Raw genomic sequence first — 21,703 nt, forward strand, 5'->3', positions numbered from 1 at the left:
AGGCTCCTGGAACGAAACCGCCACCAGACCCGCTCAGTACCATTGAGTAACGTCACTCCTTACATCGGCCGATTCGCGCCCTCTCCCACCGGCCCCCTGCACTTTGGTTCACTCGTCTGTGCACTGGGTAGCTATCTCGATGCCATCGCCCACCGCGGCCGCTGGCTGGTACGGATGGAAAACCTGGATCCACCACGGGAAGAACCAGGTGCCGCTGATCGCATCATCAGATCCCTCGAGGCCCACGGCCTGCACTGGCATGGCCCGCTGGAATGGCAGAGTCACCGACACGCCCTGTATGAAGAGACCCTGGACACACTCGCCGGGCAGGGCCTGCTCTATCCGTGCCAGTGCTCCCGGGCACAGATTCGCAAACGCGGTGGCCATGACAACGAGGGCTGCCGCGACACCCCCCGGGAGCGACTCAACCCCGAGCAGCCAAACGCCCTGCGCTTGCGCTGCGCCGGTGGAACCGAATCGTTCGACGATATCTGGCAGGGCCAGCAGCACCAGCAGATCCACGAAGACACCATTCTCAAGCGTCGCGACGGCCTCTACGCCTACCAACTGGCCGTGGTGGTGGACGATATCGATCAGGGAGTGACCCATGTTGTGCGCGGTGCCGACCTGCTGGAAACCACTGGTGCCCAGCAACGACTGTTCCGCCTGCTCGGTACAGAGCCTCCGCTATTCGGGCACCTGCCCCTGGTCATGGGTCCCGCCGGGCAAAAGCTCAGCAAACAGAATCACGCCCCGGCCATCGACGACCGCCGGCCGTCGGAAAACCTCTGCACGGCACTGCGCTTTCTCGGCTTTCGTGTGCCCTCCGAACTCGAAGGTGAATCCACCGCCGCCATCCTGCACTGGGCCACTGCCCGCTGGCAGCGCCACCAGGTGGATCGCCGGGACCGGCAATTGCAGTGACCCGGCGCGGCCGTTAACATCTCGGCGCCGGCGACAACTGTCGCCTGGCGCGACCTTCACCCGGATCAGCTTCACCATCGCGCTTGTGCACGGTGAAATTCGACCGGGTCCCGAGTGACCCTATGAGCAATCGCACCCTTCTGATTCTGCTGGTACTGGTGGGCTATGTATTCTCCCCCACTGTTTTTACCTGGATGATCAATCCCGCTGGCGCCTGGTACCGGCCCTTCATCTTGTGGATCGCCCTGATCCTGTTGGCGGTCATTGTGCAGATGCGGCGGAAGAACGATGAGCTTTGAGATCGCGCAAATCGCCCTGATCGGCGTGGCTTATATTGCCGCGCTGTTCTTCGTCGCCTTTGCCACCTCCAAGGGGTGGCTGCCGTCCCGCTGGGTGCGCCACCCGCTGGTGTTTGTACTCTCCCTCGGTGTGTCCCTGTCGGCATGGACCTTTTACGGCATCGTCGACCTGGCCTGGCAATACGGTTACGGCGTCCTCGCCTACTACCTGGGCACCGGGGCCATGTTCCTGTTTGCCCCGGTGGCACTGGAACCCCTGGCGAGGCTGGCGCAGCGTTACCAGCTGACCTCACCGGCGGACCTGCTGGTGTTCCGCTACCACAGCCGTCAGGCGGGCACCCTGGCCACACTGTTCATGCTGCTGGGCCTGTTACCCCTGATCGCCCTGCAGATTCAGGCGGTTGCGGAGACACTGGCGTTGCTGTCCCGGGACAGTGTGGCGGCACTGGGACTGCCCGAGGCGGGCATCAACAGCAAAAACCTGATCGCCTTCTTCTACTGCGTGCTGCTTGCGCTGTTCACCAGCATGTACGGCGCCACCCGCAAGCGCCGGGCCGGTCTGGCCAGCGCAATGGCCCTGGAATCCCTGGTCAAACTGGTGGCTCTGCTGGCGGTCGGCGGCTACGCCATTTACGGGGTGTTTGACGGCTTCGGGGGACTCGATCAGTGGCTGCGGGAAAACCCCGACATGCAGCAACTGCTGTACGCCCCCATCCAGCAGGGTTCCTCCCACACCCTGCTGCTGGTGTTTATCGCCACGGCGGTGGCCATGCCACACATCTTCTATCTGAGCATCGCCGAGCAGCCGGCATCCAAAAACCTGCGGGTGGCCAGCTGGGGCTTTCCACTGTTCCTGCTGCTGATGGCTCTGCCCATCTTCCCCATCATGTGGGCTGGCTTCGCACTGGATGTGGCCGAGCCGGTGCAATACTTTGCCCTGGCCGTGCCCCGCGCCAGCGGCTCCGCCCTGCTGACCACGATCGCCTTTGTGGGCGGCCTGTCCGCCGCCACGGGGGCACTGATCATGATGACCCTGGCGCTGTCCACCATGGTGATGAACCACTGGTTGCTGCCCGGCACCCGCTGGCATTCAGAGGACAACATGTACCGGCAGCTGGTGTGGCTGCGCCGCGCTCTGGTAGCAGCGCTGTTCTTGGCCGGATTCGCCTTCTACCTGTTGCTGAACAACCGCCTGTCCCTGTCCGACCTGGCTCTGCTGGCCTTTATCGCCTCACTGCAGTTTCTGCCGGGAATTTTCGCGGTCATTCACTGGCCACCGGGCAACCGGCGCGGGTTCATTGCCGGCCTGGTCGCGGGCATGGTGATCTGGGCCTGCGGTCTACTGCTGCCGTCGATCCTCGGCTTGAGCGGATTCACACTGCCGGGCACGGAAATCCAGATTCCGCTGGGCATGGCCATCTGGACCCAGATCACCACGCTCTCGCTAGCCGTCAATGTCCTGCTGTTTGTAGGTATCTCACTGACCACGGAAACCAGCAGCCTGGAACAATACGCAGCTGATCTCTGCAGTGACGACAGCCTCAGCCAGGCCTTGCGCCTGCAGCTGGATGTGACTTCCGCTGCGGATTTTCGCCTGCGCCTCGCGGAAAGCCTCGGCGCCACCACCGCCAGCCAGGAAGTGAACCGCGCCCTGCGCCAGCTCAGCCTGCCGGCGGACGAGCGGCGCCCGCTGGCACTGCGCCAGCTGCGGGACAAGCTGGAGGCCAACCTCTCGGGCCTGCTGGGACGGGTGCTGGCAGGCCAGATCATCGACCGCCACTTCCCCTTCAAGGACAGCGGCCAGCCGGCACACAAGGATATCCACCTGATCGAGTCGCGTCTCAGCCGGTACAAAAACCAGCTCACCGGCCTGGCGGCGGAACTCAACAACCTGCGCCTCTACCACCGGCAGATGCTGGAAGAACTGCCCATGGCTGCCTGCTCACTGGGCCGCGATGGCGAGATTCTGCTGTGGAATTACGCCATGCAGGATCTCACCGGTGTCGCCGGCAGTGAGGTCATCGGCTCGAAGCTGGACTACCTGGCGGAACCCTGGCGTGGATTGTTGACGGAGTTTGCCGGCTCAATGGAAGACAGCCTGTTCAAGCGTCAAGTAAACCTCGAAGGCAACAGCCACTGGCTCAACCTGCACAAGACCCGCATGAAGAGCACCCGCGGCGGCCGCAATCGGGGCGAACGCGGCGACGGCCAGATGCTGCTGATTGAGGACATCACCGAAACCCAGATCCTGGAGCAGGAGCTCATGCACAGCGAGCGCCTCGCCTCGGTGGGTCGACTGGCCGCCGGTGTCGCCCACGAGGTAGGCAATCCGGTCACCGGCATCGCCTGCCTGGCGCAGAACCTGCACTTTGAATCCGAACCAGAGGAAGTGCGAGAAACGGCGGACCAGATCCTCAGCCAGACCCAGCGCATCAGCCGCATCGTGCATTCGCTGGTGAACTTCTCCCACAGCGGCAGCCAGGAGAGCGAGCGCGCCCCGGTCGATCTCTACTCCTGTGTCGAGGAAGCGGTGCAATTGCTCTCGCTGCAGCGGGACAAGACCCAGGTCACCTTCACCAATGCGGTGCCTGAGGACCTGATCGCCCCGGGGGACAACCAGCGCCTGATCCAGGTGTTTATCAACCTGCTCAGCAACGCCCGCGATGCCAGCCCCGACGGCGGCAACATCCAGATTGATGGCTACCGGTTTGCAGGCTGCGCCTGCGTCGCCGTCATCGACGATGGCCCCGGCATCTCGCCGCAGCACCGGGAGCGGATCCTGGAGCCCTTCTTTACCACCAAGGAACCCGGCGAGGGCACCGGACTGGGCCTGGCGATGGTATACAGCATCGTGGAGGAGCACGGTGGCCAGCTGGAACTGGTCAGTCCGGCCAACCCGGAAACCGGTCGCGGTGCCAAATTCGTGGTGCAGCTGCCTCTGTGACTGGCCAGTGACCTGCCGACAGCCCCCGCCCCATGGCGCCTGCAGAGAAATCTGGTGACACGGTGCAGGGGTTTCAGTCCGCCAAACGGGTTGCATCGAAACGCCCGGCAGGTAAAACTAGGCGTTCATTGAGTGTTTTGTAACCAGGCGTAACACATGAGCCACATCCTGATCGTCGAAGATGAAGCCATTATCCGGACGGCGCTGCGCAAGCTCCTCGAGCGGCACCGCTACCGGGTCAGCGAGGCTGGTTCTGTGCGCGAGGCGACCACCAAGTACCGTCTCAGCGACATGGATCTGATCATCTCCGACCTGCGCCTGCCCGGCGCGCCCGGCACCGACCTGCTGAAGCTCGCAGGGGATGTGCCAGTGCTGATCATGACCAGTTACGCCAGCCTGCGCTCCGCGGTGGACTCCATGCGCATGGGCGCCGCCGACTATATCGCCAAACCCTTTGATCACGACGAGATGATTGCCACCGTACGGCGTGTTATCGGCAAGGCTGAACAGAGTCGCGCCCAGGCGCCCACCGCTCGTCAGCAGGGGGGCGCTATTGCCGGTATGATCGGTGACAGCCCTGTCATGCGGGAACTCTATGCCCGCATCAAGAAGGTGGCTCCCACGGATGCCACCGTACTGGTCCATGGTGAAACCGGTACCGGTAAGGAGCTTGTTGCCCGGGCCATTCACGAGCAGAGCCGGCGCGCCGGCAAACCCCTGATTTCGGTCAACTGCGCTGCCATCCCGGAGACGCTGATCGAAGCGGAGCTTTTCGGCCATGAGAAAGGCGCCTTTACCGGTGCCCAGACCGCCCGGGAAGGCCTGGTGGCCGCCGCCGATGGCGGCACCCTGTTCCTCGACGAAATCGGCGAATTGCCGCTGGAGGCGCAGGCCCGGCTGCTGCGGGTGCTGCAGGAGGGCGAAGTGCGCCCCATTGGTGCAGTGGAATCCCGCAAGGTGGATGTGCGCCTGGTGGCGGCGACCCATCGCAACCTGCGCCAGCTGGCCAGCGAGCATAAGTTCCGTGAAGACCTTTATTACCGCATCAATGTGGTGCAGATGACCCTGCCGCCATTGCGCGAACGCGGCAAGGACGTCCTTTCCATCGCCGAGCACCTGCTGGAAAAGTTCTGCGCCCGCGTCGAACGCCCAACGCTGAAACTGTCGCCGGAAGCCATCCAGGCAGTGACCACCTACACCTGGCCAGGTAACGTGCGCGAACTGGAAAATGCCATCCAGCGCTCCGTCATTCTCACCGAAGACGACTGCACCGAAATCGATCACCGCACTCTGGATATCGACCTGGACCTGGTACCGGTAGACGAGGCGGACCCCGAGCGCCGCCCGCGCAGCCTGCACACCGATCCCCGCGAAGACCTCTCCCTGGAGGACTACTTCGCCCGCTTTGTTCTGGAACACCAGGACACCATGAGCGAAACCGAGCTGGCCAAGAAACTGGGTGTCAGCCGCAAGTGTCTGTGGGAGCGTCGCCAGAAACTGGGCATTCCACGCAAGAAAAAGAGTCGCACCGCCGCCGAGGCCTGATCCGCCACTCCGACTCCAGCCCAGAGGCCATCGGCAGTCCCTGCCGGTGGCAACCTCCGGCTCTTCCCACGACTACGGTCACCGTGGCTACGGTCACCACAACTCCTGTCACCGCCTATTGCCGCCGCCTGCGGCTTGGATGACGGCACCATGCCCCACACGCCCAAACTGACTTTACTCCTAGCACCTGTGATTGGCAGCCCCACTTGAGGGGTACCCAAAGTGTTACCCGGGTCTCACCACGAGTAACAACTGACGCGCTATCCGTAACGCCAGAGACTTGTTATTTGGCGCCTTACAATTCTTTAAAATTCTAACCTATTGATTTTAAGGGGTTTTTAAAAGTTGGCACGCTTAGTGCTTTATCTCTAGTGCAAACAACAAGAACAGCCAAGAATAAAAATAAATGGCAACCTGCGCCCTAATAACATTCAACAATAAGCGGGCGACACACAATAAGAATAAAAATGACGGCGCGGTCGTAAATAAAAGCAAACAGGGACCAAGCCGAGAAGAACAATAACAATAAAAAATAACAATAAGAGCAAGAAGAGAACAAGAATAACAAGCGCGTTACAAACTGACTGTTTTGTACCTGGGAGAGGGTGTTTGCTAGAAGCAAATTGAGAGCGCAAGGAAGCCGCTGCCTTCATCCAAATAAGAATAATTCCCTCCCTTCCTTCTTTCTTCCCTATCGGGACCTCGCAACTGCTGTCAAAATCTGACTCTGTCCACAGCTGTGGTAGAATCCGCCCTCATTGGGACCTCTACGCCACATCGCGCTGGCAGCAGTCAAGACAGACAGCCGTATGCTCAACTCCCTGATCAGTACTATCAAACGCTGGCGCAAGCCGGCAGAACCGAGCGGTCCCCGGATCGTGCCGCGCGGTGACCACAATATTTCCCGCAAAGAAATCAGCCGGGCCGCGCTCACGGTGATGAAGCGGCTTCAGGATGCGGGCTTCCAGGCCTATATAGTTGGTGGCGGTGTCCGCGACCTGATGCTCGGCGGGCACCCGAAGGATTTTGACGTTGCGACAGACGCCACACCGGAAGAGGCCAAAAAGCTATTCCGCGGTGCACGCATCGTCGGCCGCCGCTTCCGCATCCTCCATGCCCGCATTGGTCGCGAGATCATTGAGGTCACCACTTTCCGCGGTCACCACAGCGAGGGTGAGGAGCACGAGGCCCAGCAGTCGGAACACGGCATGCTGCTGCGGGATAACGTCTATGGCGACCTGGCCAGCGATGCCGCTCGCCGCGACTTCACCGTCAACGCCCTCTACTACACCATCAAGGGTTTTGAGGTCCACGACTATACCGGTGGGGTAAAGGATATCCACGACCGCCTGATCCGCATGATCGGCGACCCCGCCACCCGCTATAAGGAAGACCCGGTTCGCATGCTGCGCGCCGTCCGTTTTGCCGCCAAGCTGGACTTCGAAATTGAGGAGCGCACCGCCGCACCGCTTCAGGAGCTGGCGCCGCTGCTGCGCAACATTGCACCGGCGCGCCTGTTCGACGAAATACTCAAGCTGCTCATGGCCGGCCACGGGGAGCGGACTTTCGAGCTGCTGCGCCAGTACCGGCTGTGGGAACACCTGTTTCCGGACAATGCCGCAGCCCTCAAAGACCCGACCGCACTCGAGCTGACCCGGCTGGCGCTACGCAATACCGATCTGCGCATCCGCGAGGACAAACGCGTCACCCCCGCCTTCCTCTACGCAGCCCTGCTGTGGCCCGCCGTCCGCGCCGAGCAACAGAAGCTGCAGGGCAAGGGCACACCGCCAGTGCCAGCGCTGGCCCAGGCTGCCCAGAAGGGTGTGAGTTCCCAGCTGGCCCACACAGCGATCCCCAAGCGTTTCTCGATCCCCATGCGGGAAATCTGGGAGCTGCAGCTGCGGTTGCCACAGCGCAACGGCAGCCGGGCGCAACGCCTGAGCGAGCACCCGCGTTTCCGCGCCGCCTATGACTTCCTGCTGCTGCGTGAAGCCTGCGGCGAGCTGGAGCCGGGGCTGGGCCAGTGGTGGACCGACTTCCAGGAAGCGGACGAAGAGGGCCGTGCGGAACTGGTGCGGAAGGTCCAGCGCAGTGGTGGTGGCCGGCGTGGTCGCGGCTCCCGCGGTGGCCGGCGCCGTCGCCCGAAGCCGGAGTAGCGACAGTGATCGGCGGAGTGTATATCGGCCTCGGCAGCAACCTGGACAATCCAGAGCAGCAGCTCAGTAACGCCCTCGAGGCCATGGCCGCTTTGCCGCAGACCCGCGTGTTGCGCTGCTCCAGTTTCTATTTAAGTGCCCCGGTAGGGCCGGGGGATCAACCCGATTACATCAATGCAGTTGCCGAACTCGAAACCGCTCTGGAGGCAGAGGCACTGCTGGATCATTTGCAGGCAATTGAAGCCCGGCATGGACGGGAGCGCTCGGTGCGCTGGGGCGCACGCACCCTTGACCTGGACATCCTCCTGTTCGGCCGCGAGACCATCAACTCCCAGCGCTTGCAGGTCCCACACCCGCGCATTGGTGAGCGCAACTTTGTACTGCTACCGTTGGCCGAGCTGGAGCCACGGCTTACGCTGCCCGAAGGCGAGTCGATTCAGGAACTGCTGCGGCACTGCCCGCCCAACCGACTCGAAAAACTGGGTTAAAACGTCAGCGACGGGTGCAGAGAATTGTTTTTAAAAGGCGCGGCGAGGTGAAATAGCCGGAGCCGACTGCGGTAACGATAACATCAAGGAGTAGCCGCCAGTGTCACCAGAGCACAACGAAACGCTGTTACAAGAACTCAACCTTACCGAGCGGGAATTGCCCCGCTTTATTGCCGTCGAGGGCAACATTGGCGTTGGCAAGACCACCCTTGCGAAAAAGCTCGCCGCCACTTTCAATTACGACACCCTGCTGGAACTGCCCGAAGACAATCCCTTCCTGGAGCGCTTTTATCGCGACCCCAAGAGCGCCGCTCTGCCGACGCAGATGCATTTCCTCCTGCAGCGCTCGCAGCAAATCCAGGGACTGCGGCAGGATGACCTGTTCAAGCCGGTACGGGTATCCGACTTCCTGATCGAGAAAGACCAGCTGTTTGCAGAAGTCACGCTGGATGCGGACGAGCTGGCTCTCTACAAGCAGGTTTATCACCACCTGACCCTGCAGGCGCCCAAGCCTGATCTGGTGATCTACCTGCAGGCTCCCCTCAATGTCCTGCAGGAGCGTATTCGCACCCGCGGCATCGCGGCAGAAAAGTCGATCAGTAACGATTACCTGGCGCTCCTGAATGAAGCCTACACCAACTTCTTTCACTACTATGACCAGGCGCCCCTGTTGATCGTCAACAGTGAGGACATCGACATCGTCGACCGCCCGCAAGACTACCGACAGCTGGTGGAATACCTGCTCACCATCAACAGTGGCCGCCACTACTACAACCCCGGAAACTGATCGCCATGCCGTACACCCCCAGCGAACTCAGCAAACCCATCACCGTACAGACACTGCGCAAGATGAAGGAGGATGGTGAGAAGTTCATCACCGTCGCCCTTTATGACGCGCCCATGGCAGCCATGGCACAACGCACCGGTGTAGAGGCAGTACTGGTCGGGGACTCTCTGGGCATGACGGTGCTCGGTTATGACAGCACCATCCCCGTCACCATGGAACAGATGATTTACCACGTGGAAGCGGTGGCCCGCGGCAACAAAAAATCCCTGATCATGGGGGATATGCCCTTCATGACTTATGCCACTCCGGAGCAGGCGCTCGCCAACGCCACCCGCATCATGCAGGCGGGGGCCCATATGGTGAAAATCGAGGGCGGAGCCTGGCTGGCTGAGACCGTAAAGATTCTCACCGACCGCGGCATTCCCGTCTGTGCCCACCTGGGGCTGACACCGCAATCTGTGCACAAACTGGGCGGTTTCCGCGTACAGGGGCGGGACGAGGACACTGCCGGCCAGATCCTCACGGATGCGGCAGAGCTGGATGAGGCGGGCGCTGACCTGCTGGTATTGGAGTGCGTTCCGGCGCAACTGGCCAAGCGCATTACCGACAGCGTCTCCATGCCCACCATCGGTATCGGCGCGGGTCGCGATACCGACGCACAGGTGCTGGTGATCAACGATATTCTCGGCCTGACCGAAAAACCGCCGAAATTTTCCAAGAACTTTCTCGTCGAAGCCGGCGATATTCCCGGTGCACTGCACAAGTATGCCGCAGATGTGAAAAACGGCATTTTCCCCGAAGACAGCCACACCTTTTCCTGAGCCCGAGACCGACTGAACCCGAGGTAAGAAATGGAATTCGATCGACTCTTCCCCAATTGGCGCTCCGGCGGTGCCGTGCACATTCCGGAGGGCTGGGCGCAGGGGCGAGCCACCTTTGGCGGACTGGTAGCGGCCATGCTGCACGAGCCCATGTCGGGGCGGGTCTCCGGCGACGCCAGCCTGCGCTCCATCACGTTTTCATTCATAGCACCGGCAGAGCCCGGTGATCTGCAACTCGATACAGATGTGCTACGCGCAGGCAAATCGGTGACCCAGGTGGAGGGACGCGCTCTCCAGAATGGTCAGCCGGTCCTGGCTGCTCTGGCGAGCTTCGGTTGTGGCCGGCAATCTTCCGTGCACGCGGAAATGGCGCCGGCACCGGAATTCCCCTCACCGGACCAGTGCCCTGCCCTGCCGGATATCCCCGGCCTGGTTCCGGAGTTTACCCGTCACTTCGACTACCGCTTCGCCCGCGGTGCCATGCCCTTCTCGGGTAGCCACGTGCGTGAACTGGGTGGCTGGGTGCGTTTCCGTCATGAGGAAACCAGCGGCGCGCCCGCGGCAATTGGCCACCTGCTGGCACTTATCGATGCCTGGCCTCCCGCGCTGCTGCCCATGCTGAGCCAGCCGGCGCCCGCCAGCTCGCTCACCTGGACCATCGAATTTATGGAGCCGCTGTCCGATAAGCCGGCGACGGAATGGTGGCAATACCTGGCCGAGGTGGAACAGGCAGCGGATGGTTACGGGGTGATCGGGGCAAAGCTCTGGGACAGCAGCGGCCGCCTCTGTGCCTTTACCCGGCAAACAGTGACCGTATTCGGCTGATCGCGCTCAGGACAAAAAGCTCAGAGCCACTTACGCCAGCGAAACACCAGCACCTGCAGCGCAACCGCAACCAGAAGCAGGCCGGTGAACCAGAAAAAAGCGTCGGGATTGTCTGCGCCCGGTATCCCGCCAACATTGATGCCCAGAAGACCGGTAAGAAAACCCAGCGGCAGGAAAATAGCGGCCACGACCGAGAGCACGTACATGCGGCTGTTGAGCTGCTCGGAATTGCGGCTCAGCAGCTCCTCCTGGGTCACCGCCGCCCTCTCCCGCACCGCGTCGATATCCTCGATATGCCGCTGCAAGCGGTCACTCACCTCGCGCAGGCGAATACGGCTAGCCTCATCGAACCAGGCGACCTTTTCCACCAGCAGCCGCGATAGTGCTTCCCGCTGCGGCGCCAGGTAGCGACGCAGGGTAATGGTCTGCTTGCGCAGCTGGGCCAGCTCCGAACGCAGGCTGCCGCCGCCGGTCTCGAGCACACGGTCCTCCAGTTCATCGATATCGCTTTCGAATCTATCGACCGTGTCACTCATGCGCCATACCAGCAAGTCGGTCAGGGCGACCAGTAGCTCCGCGGTGCCCTGCGGTCCGCGACCCGCTTCCAGCGATCCCAGCAGGTCCCCGACCGACAACAGGCGCCGCTTGCGGGTGCTGATGATGCGATGCTCCTCGACCCACAGGCGAACGGAAACCATATCCTCAGGCTGGGACTGTGGATTCAGGTTGACGCCGCGCAGCGCGATCAGCAGTCCGTCCCCCACCGGTAGAGTACGTGGGCGGGTCTCTTCCGTCAGCAGCGCTTCCGCAACCAGCGGATCGACATCCGCCTCCTTGCCCAGCCAATGCCGAACGGGTTCACTGGTGTAATCAAAATGTAGCCACAGGGCACCCTGAGTGGGATCCCAGTGCGCGACCTCTTCCCAGTCGAGATGACGGCCGCCGCCCTGCCTGTCCAACAGATAGGCATGGATCAAACCGGTATCCGCCGGCGCTAAATCCTGTCCGGGCATCCTGCTCTCCTGTGGTTGAAATCGGGAAGCTATCTCGCGCAGTGGGTGGTTACTCTTGGCTAAATGCCAGCTTGGCGGAACGGCTTTCACCCGGAGCGAGATTCCAGCTGTCCGCAAAGGCATTGCCGTGCTCAACACAGACAAAGCCGCGATAGTGGTCCCCCACATCAGGCAAGGTCGCAGCCAGTTCCGCACCGGGGTTCCAAGTAATCACCGTATCGCAGCCCTCGCTGGCGGTCGTGATCGGGCTCGGTAGCTGGATACGTTGCCGATCGGGCGCGCTTTCGAATACCCGGTCCACCTCTCCCGGGAAAGCCAGCGCACCCTCTAACCTGGCCCTGGTGAGGCCGCGGGTGTTATCGAGGTAACCCTGCCCCTCCAGGCCCAGTACGTGGACGGATGCCACATCCTCGACAGCAAAATAGGTATGCCAGGCCCAGCTGAACTTTGCGCTGTCTGCGCCCGTATTCTGCAGCTCCAGCTCGAGGCCAAGGGTTTCACCAAGCGTCATGGTATAGCGGCAGAGAAAATCAGAATCGAACAGGGCATCGGCATCGTGGCGGTAAGTGAACACCAACTGCACTTCGCCGTCCGCCAGAATTTCGGCGCTGTCCAAGCTCCAGGGGCGGCTGCGGACCAGGCCGTGCTTGGGCTTGTCTTTATCCGGATGGATACCAAACCAGGGCAGGCACAGCGGAATGCCGCCGCGAACTGCCTTGCCACGCTCAAAGCCCGCACGCGGGCTGAGCCAGAGCAGCGGCTCCTTGCCTTTGCCCTGAAACTCCAGCAGCTGAGCGCCCTGCTCCGCGATCACGGCACGGCAGAGCGGGGTCTCCACCACGTACAGTGGTAATCCGGGCTTTCCGTATTGTTCCCCGCTATCCACACGCTGGATCGCCTCACGGCTTGCGGCTTCAGTCATTTCTTCCCTACCTTACTCAAATGCGCCAGGGCGCCTGCATTGGCCTCCCAGTGCTGCCCGTCAAACGGTTCCAGCCGCGTGCCCTCTGGCACCTTATCCAGACAGCGCAGGTTGATACTGAAACCATCAGGATTCGAACGCGGCACATAGAAAGACTTCACACCACAGTGGCGACAGAAGTAGTGCTTGGCCACGCCGGTGTTGAAGGTGTAACAGTGCAAATTTTCATTGCCTCTGAGCAAGTCAAAATGCTCCGCAGCAACAATCAGATGCTGAAATCCCACCATCTGGCACATGGAGCAATTGCACTCATGGGCCACGGGGGTTTCGCCGACACCGGTCACCACGGTTGCGCGGAAGCGCACGGCACCGCAGTGACACCCGCCCTGCAGCGACCACTCACTTCGACTCATGGGACTTCCTATCAGCGATTTCAAACAGTGGCCGCCCCCAGAGCAGCGTCATTACGCCGAGCGCCAGCAACAAGTGAAACCAGTTCATGCGCGCAAGCCCCAGCAGCCTGGAAGGCCCTGTGCCAATAATGGTGGAAGCGACAATCACCAGTACCGGACCAGCGGCGAGCAGCAGTGCTTCACCCCGACTCAGCCGGTGCCCGCGCAAACGCGCCAGCAAGGCCACCGCGAGCCACCCGGCAAGGCCGATACTGGACCAGAGCGAGCTCACGGAACCAGCAGGAATAAGCCCGGACTCCATGGCCCCCAACGCAGAGCCAGTTAACAGCACCAGCGCCACATACGCCGGCGCACGGCTCTGGCGGCCCATTGCGGGCGCGAAGTAAACCCACAACAGCGCCAAACCAATACTGGAGAAAGTCAGGAAGCCGGACAGGCGGGACAGGGCCCGGTGCAACTCCGTCACCTGAGGGTCGACACCGTAGCGATAAGCACCCACAAACGCCGCCAGGGCCAGCGCGAGGCAGCCGGCCACCACCAACAGCGCGGGAGACTGGGAACGCTCCCGGGCCAGATACCAGTATTGGTTAGCGACCAGCAACGCCGCCAGTGCCAGCAGAACCTCTGCCAGCCAGTAACTGCTACCCAAGGGCGACCTCCATCAAGACCGGTTCTTATTCGAATGGTCTCGATGATAACTGATGTGAACTGGAGGTCACAGCCACGTAAATCGGCCGGGCAAGAGGAGTAAAAATAGAAATGCCCCGGTGAACCGGAGCATTCTGTTGGGAGGCAGATTAAAAACCTGCCGATCAAGAGCTAACCGATGCCCCGCAGAGCGGGGCATCTCTGGTTAGAAGTCGACGCCGAAGGACAGCTGCAGGCGACGGGAGTTGTAGTAGCGGCGGTATTCACCGAAGTCATAGAACCGACCACGCAGTTTTTGCTGCGGATCGTAACCGGTCTGCCGGTCGAACACATTGAACAGATCCGCACGCACTTTCAGGGTGTAATCACCAAACACCTGGAAGTTCTGGGTGTAGTTCAGGTCCAACTGCCAGTGGCTCGGAGTACGGCGACTACCAGCCTTCTCGCCGTAGGCACCACTATCGTTCCACCAGGCCGGCTCATAGCCATAGACGGTACCATCCATTACCTGCCAAGCGTGGCCAGACTGGTAAAGCAAATAGGCACCTACGTTGGCATTCCAGTCAGTGGTGTAATAACCGAACGCCTTAAAGATATGAGGACGGTCACCGGTCAGGGTACCTTCGCGATTATCCCAGATATTCAGGGTTTCCCAGTCCATCAGGCTGGAGGAGCCCACGAATAATGATGCATCGTTGCTATAAGAGCTGGTGTTGTCCTGGTCAAAGTTACCGGAGTAACGGCTACGGACGTATGACGCGTTCAGGTAAGTGCGATCACCAACCCACTCAGCTTCCAGGCTCGCTTCCCAGTACTTGGTATAAGCGCCGTCGATCTGAGCGATCACGTAGGAAGAGGTGGACGGCAACTCTTCGCGAATCTTGGCCATCTCATCTGCAGAGTAGGCATAGAACTCCTCGGCAGCGACATCAGCCGGGATACGTTCAGGCTGATTGAAGTACCATCCAGACGGTGTGTAGTAGGGCGTGTCTTCCCAGTAATTGTCGTTCTCGCGGTAACGCACGTGAGCACGAATGTTCAGACCTTCCATCACATTGCGCGTAGTACCCAGCGTAAGTTCTTCCATCAGGCGCGGGTCCATGTCTTTTTCAAACACCTTGCCGCTGGAACCGGAAGCCGGGTTGTAGGCCAGGAAGTCACCGTTCTCGTCGAAGTACACGCTCAGGGAGCGGCGGCTGTTACGCGCCCAGGAAGCCGCGCGGGCCAGGGAGCTGACGGACGGGTTGTAGTGGCCATAGTTCAGGAACACAGTGTCTTCCGCGTCGTTGTATCGATAGGTCACACCCAGGCGGGGCTGGATCATGTCCTTCCAATCGACGCGATACATCTCGTACTTGTTACCTGCGTCTTCGACAAAGCCGGAGAAGTTGTTTGCCTCGCGCAGCCCCTCACCGTAGAGGATGTCCTCACTGATCAGGAAGCCAACATTGAAGGTGAAGTCGTTCCAGTCGATCTTGTCATTCACCTCGAAGTTGTAATTCTCGGTGAAAGAGTTGATCGGGGAGACCGGCGCACCATCAATGCCCAGACTCATCTGCTGAATGGAAGCACTGTAGTAAACCGGAGACATTGGGTCGGCATCACCCACAACTGTTGTCGGGTCGACGCCGAGGGAATCGATGGTCTCCAGACCGCCCAGGACGCGAATGGAGCCCCAGCCGTTGGATAGCGCAGTCAGCTCTTCCTCACCCTCATTCCACTGGAAACCAACGTGAATCTCATGGCTGGTGCTGCCCCACTCCAGATTGTGGTCCAGGGCCATCTCGAAGCTCTTGCGATAGAAGTTCTGCTCCCAGATGCTGCTGTAGGCACCAACGCCGCCGCCGCCCATGACGTCACCGGCATCGTTAATGTAGCCGTACTGATTGATGATCGGCTGCACGAATGCATCAAAATCGGGGTTGTCGCCGGTCGGTACCGGGACACTGAGATAACCCATGTCTGCCAGATTGTTGGTATCCAGGCCGGCAGCAAGGTCAGGTTGTACTCCCAGCAGGCGGTCCGGCTGATCGGCACCCTCCTGCGCATAGCTGGTCAGCTGGGCGGTGAAGGTAGTGCTGTCATTAATCACCCAGGAGCCGTCCAGAGTGATCACCTCCATTGTGGACTTGCTACCCAGTGAGACGGAATCCGCCTCATTGGCGCCGATTGAGGCACCTTCGTCGATCCGCTCAGAAGTACGGAAGCTACCATTCAGCAGGATATCGTCAGTAGCGGCCCATGTCAGCTTGCCGAAGTACTCATCACGCTCACTGGTAAAATCCTTAACATCGCCATACGCGGTGGCCTTGTTATCACGGTCAGACCGCGGGCCATAGTAAGAACCATAGAAGAACAGCTGGTCCTCAATCAGCGGGCCGCTAGCGTACATAGTGGTCCAGCTCTGGTTCAGCTCGTACTCGACCCCATCATTATTCTCACCGACAAAATCCTTCGGCATCATCTTGTGTTCAAAGCCGGCATGGAACTCATTGGTACCTGACTTTGACTTGGAATCCACTGAGAAACCGCCGGAGCGATTAAAACCGATGGCGTTGGAACCGCCACGATCTACAGTCACCATCTCGATATCGTGGCTAGACGGCTCGGCGGACAGTGTACCGAACATCGGCAGTGTGATATTCACACCATCAAAGGCGTAAGTGTTGTCTTGACCAGAACCACCGGCGTTGGCACCGCGTACCGCATTTTCGGTGTACTGCACGCCCGGGATCAGCTTCATCATATCGCGGTAGTTAGTGCCGATCGGCACGCCGTCGACCACGTCAGAGCCCAAGGCATTGGACAGACTCGCTTCGCCTCCCACCACGATCTGCTGGCCGGTTACTTCAATCTCTTCCAAGCTATTGGCATCTGCCTCCGGCACCATGACCACACTGACATTAGACTTCTGGTCCAGGAGTACACGGGCAGTTACGGAGCGGGTAATACCATCCTCAGTGGAGAATTCCAGCGTATAAGTACCGGGAATCAGAGCCGGAAGCTTAAATTCGCCATCCTCACCAGTGGTAGCGGTTCGGCCACGGGGCATCACCGGGCTGGTGGCCTTGACGGTTACACCGGCAGCTTCGACGCCGGCATCGAGAAATACCTTACCCTCGATGCTACCGGATTGCTGCGCCATAACGGCTGCAGAGAAAAGTGTGCCTGCAGCAACGACAGCTGCGCGGGTGAGGGAACCCACACCGGCAACTGAGCTACTCAGCTTATTTTTTTGGAACATGAGAAAGTCTCCCAGACAGTTGTTGTATTTATACTGCTGGGGCGAAAACCTCTCGCCCCTGAATTTTCGGCCCAGCTGCCGGATGCTCTGTATTTGCCTGAGCTTTAGTGGCCCCCGCCACACCGATAAACCTGTACCCCAAGTTCAGGTTCTGTCACCACAAGCTAAATACTTTATGTGCTGGCTTATTTTTCGAAGGAATATCTTATTCCTCGCCAGCATTGTGCGAAAAAAATTCCCACGCGGCGAGAGCTAGATCATAAAAATTTCAGAAAAATATTACCGAATGACAACATTGTCAGGACTGGCAGATCAATAAATAAGCGAAAGGTTAATTTCGGACAAATTGTGTAAGGATTTGTAGCGGCGAATGTGACGAAGCTTGCGGATAACTTTGTCACGGCCGACGCCAAGCCTGAATAATAATTGGTACAAACGCGCAATCTAGCGACTAATTTTCACTCTTTTTGCACATTTAAACTTCGCGCCAGCGCGGTGCAGGCGCAGTATTCCTTTAAATTAATGCCCCATAAAGAGTCAGGACGAATAATTTATGCGATTACTGGTGTTTTCCCTCACTGCGCAGCACTGAGGCAGTGTTATCAGAAGCAAGCGCACCAGGGATCTTTCCAGTGGGCACAAAAAAGCCCGGCTGTGCCGGGCTTTTTTGGCTTCGGGCAGTCAGAGCTGCCTGTTCAGGCCAGCGGAGCGGTTATTCCTCGCCTGAGGACTGCTCTTCTGCCTGCTCAGCCTGATCCGCCTTCGCTTCCTTGATGGAGAGCTTGATGCGGCCACGCTGGTCGACGTCCAGTACCTTTACGAATACCTTCTGGCCTTCGCTCAGGTAGTCGGTCACCGCGTTTACGCGCTCTTCCGCGATCTGGGAGATGTGCACGAGGCCATCTTTGCCCGGCAGGAAGTTCACGAACGCACCGAAGTCAACGATACGTACCACGGTACCCTCGTAGATGGCGCCGATCTCGGCTTCCGCGGTGATTTCCTCGATGCGGGTAACCGCCGCTTCCAGGCTCTCACCGTCTTCACCGAAGACTTTCACACTGCCATCGTCTTCAATATCGATGGAGGCACCGGTTTCCTCGGTGATGGAACGGATGGTGGCACCACCCTTGCCGATCACGTCGCGGATCTTGTCCGGATGGATCTTCAGGGTCGCGTAGCGTGGTGCGTTCTCGTTCACAGTGGCACGGGACTCGCCGATCACCTTGTTCATTTCCGCCAGGATATGCAGACGCGCGTGCAGGGCCTGCTCCAGAGCGGTTTCCATGATCTCTTCGGTGATACCTTCGATCTTGATGTCCATCTGCAGCGCGGTTACACCAGAGGCGGTACCGGCTACTTTGAAGTCCATGTCGCCGAGGTGGTCCTCGTCACCGAGGATGTCGGTCAGAACTGCATAGCCGTCATCTTCTTTCACCAGGCCCATGGCGATACCAGCAACGGGCGCCTTCAGCGGCACACCGGCGTCCATCAGTGCCAGGCTGGAACCACACACGGAAGCCATGGAGCTGGAACCGTTGGATTCAGTGATCTCGGAAACCACACGCAGGGTGTACGGGAAGCTCTCCGGATCCGGCAGTACTGCAGCGATACCACGACGGGCCAGACGGCCGTGGCCGATTTCACGACGGCCGGTAGCGCCGACACGACCCGCCTCACCTACTGAGTAGGGAGGGAAGTTGTAGTGCAGCATGAAGTAGTCTTTACGCTCACCTTCCAAGGCGTCGATGATCTGCGCATCGCGGGTCGCACCGAGGGTGGAAACGACCAGTGCCTGGGTTTCACCACGGGTAAACAGCGCGGACCCGTGGCCTTTCGGCAGTACACCAACTTCTACGCTGATCGGGCGCACAGTCTTGGTGTCACGGCCATCGATACGCGGCTCGCCACGTACTACAGCACCACGAACGGTCTTCTTCTCCAGCTTGCCGAAGTAGCTCTTGACGGTACTTTCGTCCACTTCATCGGTAGCCAGCGCTTCAGCGGCTTCGTTGCGCAGCTCGCTCAGGCGAGTGGTGCGCTGCTGCTTGTCGGTGATTTTGTAGGCTTCAGCTACCTTGGCGCCGAACTGGCTTTCCAGGGCGGACTTCAGCTCTTCGTTCACCGCTTCCGGCTGCCAGTCCCAAGTGGGCTTGCCCGCTTCGGCCTTCAGCTCTTCACAGACTTTTACAACCGCCTGCATTTCCTGGTGAGCAAACAGTACCGCGCCCAGCATGATGTCTTCCGGCAGCTCTTTAGCTTCGGATTCCACCATCAGAACGGCGTCTTTGGTACCGGCAACGACCATGTCCAGCTCGGAAGTCTTCAGCGCGCTGTAAGTCGGGTTCAGCAGGTAGCCGTCTTCCTGGGTGTAACCCACACGTGCAGCACCGATCGGGCCGCCGAACGGGATACCGGATACAGACAGAGCCGCGGAGGTGCCGATCATGCCGGCGATATCCGGATCCACGTCTTTCTCTGCGGACAGTACGGTAATCATCACCTGGACTTCGTTCATGAAACCGTTCGGGAACAGCGGACGGATCGGACGGTCGATCAGACGGGAAGTCAGGGTTTCTTTTTCAGACGGGCGGCCTTCACGCTTGAAGAAGCCACCGGGAATTTTGCCGGCCGCATAGGCCTTTTCCTGATAATGCACGGACAGCGGGAAGAAGCTCTGATCAGGCTTGGCTTCTTTGGCGCCTACAACGGTACACAGCACCACGGTTTCGCCCATGGTTACCAGCGCCGCACCGGTAGCCTGGCGCGCAACGCGGCCAGTTTCGATGGTGACTTGCTGATTTCCGTACTGGAAAGTTTTGCTTACTGGATTCACTAGTATTTTCCTATTTCCTCACGGTTACTGGCCCATTCCAGTAACCCCTACAGTGTTCCCGCAGGTGCGTTTCTACTTCTGTACGATCAACGAACCTGAGGGCGGCGCCGAAACGCCTTTACCGGCCGAAGCCGGTAATGCGCCTGGAAAGACTTGATAACGCTGGCCGCTGCCCGACTTCTGTTCCCATCATCCGTGGCAGCGAGCCCATCACTTTCCAGGCTGCAATTAGAAGAATGCCCGCCAGAGGCGGGCATTCAGGAGTCTTAGCGACGCAGGCCGAGCTTGGCGATCAGCTGTGCGTAACGGTTCAGATCCTTTTTCTTCAGGTAGTCCAGCAGCTTGCGACGCTGGTTTACCATGCGGATCAGGCCACGACGGGAGTGGTGATCCTGCTTGTGTGCAGAGAAGTGGCTCTGCAGCTTGTTGATGTTGGCAGTCAGCAGGGCTACCTGGACTTCCGGAGAACCGGTATCGCCTTCAGACTGGCCGTGCTCTTTGAGGATGGCTGCTTTTTCATTTGCAGTCAGTGCCATAACGAATTACCTCGTCGTAATATGCTTTGAAGATTCGGCTGGCCCGTGCATATTTACAGACCAGCTAACGCTTTTTCCCCGGCCGAGGACGGCCGGGACGCACCTCGCATCACACAAATGGTGCAAGGTGCGCGGAGCAATTTCGGACATGTGCCGAAATTGCGGGTTGGTAAAGGCAGGGAACGCCTTTTCCAACAATCCATAACAGCCGCCCTCCAGGCGGATTTAAATCGTCGCCCTGCCCGGGGCGGCGCAGATACGCGGATCTGCTTGCCCCGAGCGGGCTCGCGCCGGCACTTGCCGGCGAGCGACACATCCGTATGCCGCCTCCCTTCGATCAACATCAATTGACCAAAAAGTCATTCAACTGTTGCTTACCAGACGCCGGGGGGCGACCCGCCCGTCGTCAGTAATCTCTCCTACGCCTAGAAATTCACCACTTTCCAGGAAGAGGCGCACCATATCACCTTCTTGGCCGATACGGTAGACCTGCAAATCCATCACCGGCTGCCCCTGGCGCACATAGTAGCCGGAGTCATCCGGCAGGGTCAGTTTGGGGAGGCCGGAGGCGGGGGAATCCACCGGAAGCAGGTGGTGATCCAGCACTTCCGCCCGGTCTTCGCCGCGCTCTTCGGTGAGCTCGTCCAGGGTTACGGCATCTTTTTCTTCAAAGGGACCGGCGGCACTGCGGTGGAGCTTCTCTACATAGGCGCCAACCTCCAGCGCAGCACCAAGATCCTCCGCCAGGCTGCGCACATAAGTGCCCTTGGTACAGTGAATCTCCACCTCGGCCCGCGGCTGCCGACCCGGTGTAAAGCTCAGCAGCTCGTACTCGAAGATCTCCACTTCCCGGGCCTCGCGCTCCACCTCGATCCCCTGGCGCGCCAGCTTATACAGCGGCTGGCCCTTGTGCTTGAGGGCGGAATACATGGAAGGAACCTGGCTGATCTTGCCCCGGAACTGTGCCATGGCCTCGAGGACAGCCTCTTCAGTCAGGGCGGAGGCGTCGCTGGTGGCAATCACATTGCCATCAGCGTCACCGCTGTCGGTAGCCATGCCGAAGCAGAACGTGCTCCTGTAGCGCTTGTCCGCATCCAGCAGATACTGGGAAAACTTGGTCGCCTCACCAAAACAGATCGGCAACACACCAGTGGCGAGTGGGTCTAGCGCCCCGGTATGACCGGCGCGGTTGGCGAAAAACAGTCGCTTGGCTTTTTGCAGGGCGTCGTTGGCAGTGATACCGGCGGGCTTATTCAGCAACAGCACCCCGTTCACCGGCCGGCCCCATTTAGGTCTGCGGCCCAT

The 21,703-nt window shown here is 59.8% G+C and carries 17 protein-coding genes; 9 read left to right on the forward strand and 8 right to left on the reverse strand.

What is annotated here, in order from left to right:
• Positions 1-42: 42 nt before the first annotated feature.
• The 9 genes from gluQRS (at position 43) to AWR36_RS11945 (ending at position 10,789) form a co-directional block, all read left to right on the forward strand.
• Positions 43-924 (forward strand): tRNA glutamyl-Q(34) synthetase GluQRS, encoded by an 882-nt coding sequence (gene gluQRS, locus AWR36_RS11910; RefSeq protein ID WP_067085222.1) that lies wholly within the window; start codon positions 43-45, stop codon positions 922-924.
• Positions 925-1,046: 122 nt separating this feature from the next.
• Positions 1,047-1,223: a hypothetical protein gene (locus AWR36_RS16240; RefSeq protein ID WP_176491138.1), complete on the forward strand. Its 177-nt coding sequence runs from the start codon at positions 1,047-1,049 to the stop codon at positions 1,221-1,223.
• On the forward strand, positions 1,213-4,167 hold the full coding sequence (locus AWR36_RS11915) for an ATP-binding protein (protein ID WP_067085224.1): 2,955 nt from the start codon (positions 1,213-1,215) through the stop codon (positions 4,165-4,167). The genes AWR36_RS16240 and AWR36_RS11915 overlap by 11 nt, the downstream gene beginning before the upstream one ends.
• A gap of 156 nt (positions 4,168-4,323) precedes the next feature.
• Positions 4,324-5,712: a sigma-54-dependent transcriptional regulator gene (locus AWR36_RS11920; protein WP_067085226.1), complete on the forward strand. Its 1,389-nt coding sequence runs from the start codon at positions 4,324-4,326 to the stop codon at positions 5,710-5,712.
• An 809-nt stretch (positions 5,713-6,521) separates the two neighbouring features.
• Positions 6,522-7,868: a polynucleotide adenylyltransferase PcnB gene (pcnB, locus tag AWR36_RS11925; protein ID WP_067085228.1), complete on the forward strand. Its 1,347-nt coding sequence runs from the start codon at positions 6,522-6,524 to the stop codon at positions 7,866-7,868.
• 8 nt (positions 7,869-7,876) lie between these two features.
• A complete protein-coding gene (gene folK, locus AWR36_RS11930) occupies positions 7,877-8,356 on the forward strand; it encodes a 2-amino-4-hydroxy-6-hydroxymethyldihydropteridine diphosphokinase (RefSeq protein WP_082679595.1) in 480 nt (159 codons plus the stop codon).
• 100 nt (positions 8,357-8,456) lie between these two features.
• The gene (locus AWR36_RS11935) at positions 8,457-9,143 is read left to right on the forward strand and encodes a deoxynucleoside kinase (protein ID WP_067085232.1); all 687 of its coding nucleotides are present in this window, start codon (positions 8,457-8,459) and stop codon (positions 9,141-9,143) included.
• A 5-nt stretch (positions 9,144-9,148) separates the two neighbouring features.
• Positions 9,149-9,964: a 3-methyl-2-oxobutanoate hydroxymethyltransferase gene (panB, locus tag AWR36_RS11940; RefSeq protein WP_067085234.1), complete on the forward strand. Its 816-nt coding sequence runs from the start codon at positions 9,149-9,151 to the stop codon at positions 9,962-9,964.
• 30 nt (positions 9,965-9,994) lie between these two features.
• The gene (locus AWR36_RS11945) at positions 9,995-10,789 is read left to right on the forward strand and encodes an acyl-CoA thioesterase (protein WP_067085236.1); all 795 of its coding nucleotides are present in this window, start codon (positions 9,995-9,997) and stop codon (positions 10,787-10,789) included.
• Positions 10,790-10,809: 20 nt separating this feature from the next.
• Here AWR36_RS11945 and zntB read toward each other — a convergent pair whose 3' ends face one another.
• The 8 genes from zntB to truB form a co-directional block, all read right to left on the reverse strand.
• Positions 10,810-11,802 carry a zinc transporter ZntB gene (zntB, locus tag AWR36_RS11950; protein WP_067085238.1) on the reverse strand — a complete coding sequence of 331 codons (993 nt, stop codon included), beginning with the start codon at positions 11,800-11,802 and terminating at the stop codon, positions 10,810-10,812.
• 49 nt (positions 11,803-11,851) lie between these two features.
• Positions 11,852-12,724, reverse strand: a complete 873-nt coding sequence (locus AWR36_RS11955) for a D-hexose-6-phosphate mutarotase (protein WP_067085240.1) — start codon at positions 12,722-12,724, stop codon at positions 11,852-11,854.
• Entirely contained in the window at positions 12,721-13,137 is a 417-nt protein-coding gene (locus AWR36_RS11960; RefSeq protein ID WP_067085242.1) for a GFA family protein, read from the reverse strand. Before AWR36_RS11960 ends, AWR36_RS11955 begins: the two co-directional genes overlap by 4 nt.
• Positions 13,124-13,786, reverse strand: a complete 663-nt coding sequence (locus AWR36_RS11965; RefSeq protein WP_067085243.1) for a hypothetical protein — start codon at positions 13,784-13,786, stop codon at positions 13,124-13,126. Before AWR36_RS11965 ends, AWR36_RS11960 begins: the two co-directional genes overlap by 14 nt.
• A gap of 204 nt (positions 13,787-13,990) precedes the next feature.
• Positions 13,991-17,029: a TonB-dependent receptor gene (locus AWR36_RS11970; RefSeq protein ID WP_067085245.1), complete on the reverse strand. Its 3,039-nt coding sequence runs from the start codon at positions 17,027-17,029 to the stop codon at positions 13,991-13,993.
• Positions 17,030-17,741: 712 nt separating this feature from the next.
• A complete protein-coding gene (gene pnp, locus AWR36_RS11975) occupies positions 17,742-19,862 on the reverse strand; it encodes a polyribonucleotide nucleotidyltransferase (protein WP_067085247.1) in 2,121 nt (706 codons plus the stop codon).
• 266 nt (positions 19,863-20,128) lie between these two features.
• Complete coding sequence (rpsO, locus tag AWR36_RS11980; protein WP_067085249.1) at positions 20,129-20,398, reverse strand: 30S ribosomal protein S15; 270 nt, start codon at positions 20,396-20,398, stop codon at positions 20,129-20,131.
• 363 nt (positions 20,399-20,761) lie between these two features.
• Positions 20,762-21,703 (reverse strand): tRNA pseudouridine(55) synthase TruB, encoded by a 942-nt coding sequence (truB, locus tag AWR36_RS11985; RefSeq protein ID WP_067085251.1) that lies wholly within the window; start codon positions 21,701-21,703, stop codon positions 20,762-20,764.

This window comes from Microbulbifer flavimaris (genome assembly GCF_001641755.2).
Lineage (GTDB): Bacteria > Pseudomonadota > Gammaproteobacteria > Pseudomonadales > Cellvibrionaceae > Microbulbifer > Microbulbifer flavimaris.

What these genes read in the sequence shown, in the direction of transcription:
- truB (WP_067085251.1), bottom strand. Translation starts at nt 21,703, where the DNA reads ATGGGCCGCAGACCTAAATGGGGCCGGCCGGTGAACGGGGTGCTGTTG.
- AWR36_RS11945 (WP_067085236.1), top strand. Translation starts at nt 9,995, where the DNA reads ATGGAATTCGATCGACTCTTCCCCAATTGGCGCTCCGGCGGTGCCGTG.
- AWR36_RS11920 (WP_067085226.1), top strand. Translation starts at nt 4,324, where the DNA reads ATGAGCCACATCCTGATCGTCGAAGATGAAGCCATTATCCGGACGGCG.
- AWR36_RS11915 (WP_067085224.1), top strand. Translation starts at nt 1,213, where the DNA reads ATGAGCTTTGAGATCGCGCAAATCGCCCTGATCGGCGTGGCTTATATT.
- panB (WP_067085234.1), top strand. Translation starts at nt 9,149, where the DNA reads ATGCCGTACACCCCCAGCGAACTCAGCAAACCCATCACCGTACAGACA.
- AWR36_RS11960 (WP_067085242.1), bottom strand. Translation starts at nt 13,137, where the DNA reads ATGAGTCGAAGTGAGTGGTCGCTGCAGGGCGGGTGTCACTGCGGTGCC.
- AWR36_RS11970 (WP_067085245.1), bottom strand. Translation starts at nt 17,029, where the DNA reads ATGTTCCAAAAAAATAAGCTGAGTAGCTCAGTTGCCGGTGTGGGTTCC.
- AWR36_RS16240 (WP_176491138.1), top strand. Translation starts at nt 1,047, where the DNA reads ATGAGCAATCGCACCCTTCTGATTCTGCTGGTACTGGTGGGCTATGTA.
- pcnB (WP_067085228.1), top strand. Translation starts at nt 6,522, where the DNA reads ATGCTCAACTCCCTGATCAGTACTATCAAACGCTGGCGCAAGCCGGCA.
- zntB (WP_067085238.1), bottom strand. Translation starts at nt 11,802, where the DNA reads ATGCCCGGACAGGATTTAGCGCCGGCGGATACCGGTTTGATCCATGCC.
- AWR36_RS11955 (WP_067085240.1), bottom strand. Translation starts at nt 12,724, where the DNA reads ATGACTGAAGCCGCAAGCCGTGAGGCGATCCAGCGTGTGGATAGCGGG.
- rpsO (WP_067085249.1), bottom strand. Translation starts at nt 20,398, where the DNA reads ATGGCACTGACTGCAAATGAAAAAGCAGCCATCCTCAAAGAGCACGGC.